General features: G+C 61.2%; 1 pseudogene. It reads left to right on the forward strand.

Going from position 1 to position 547, the window contains the following annotated elements:
• Positions 1-547 (forward strand): annotated as a pseudogene (locus JHD67_RS21425) (hypothetical protein); the annotation flags it as partial.

The following is a 547-nucleotide window of genomic DNA, read 5'->3' on the forward strand; positions in this document are numbered from 1 at the left end:
GCCTTGATCGGCATGGTGCCGCTGCTGGGCGACGCCACCGCGGTGCGCGATCTGATCGCGGTGTCCATGGGCTTGATCGACGAGCCGCAAAAGCGCAACGACACCTGGGAATGGGTGCTGCTGTTTGTATTGCTGCTCGCGCTGATACCGGTATTGGGTGGCGTAGCCAAGGGTGTTGGCCGACTCATCGTCAGTGCGGTGCGCACCGGCGAGGGCACCGCCAAGCTTGCCAAGAACATTGTGGAGGTACTCAACCACATCGGCCGGGGCAATGCCGAGCAATGGCTGCTCAAGCTGCGCTTTGCCGACTACCAGGCCACGATGGTCGACGCACTCAATCACTATACCGGCGCCATCGTGGAAAACATCACCGCGATCCGCCAATACATGCACATGCCGGAAAGCTTGGGGCGCCGGCTGGATCAAGTGTCACGCGGCATGACCTGGCTCAAGCAAGAAGGCACCAAACGCGTGCCGGACGTGGTGAAGGAGCTGGACCAAAAGCTGCGCGAAGTGCAGTCCTATATCCGCAGCGGCGGTGAAACCA

This window comes from Dyella sp. ASV21 (assembly GCF_016428975.1).
Taxonomy (GTDB): Bacteria; Pseudomonadota; Gammaproteobacteria; order Xanthomonadales; family Rhodanobacteraceae; genus Dyella.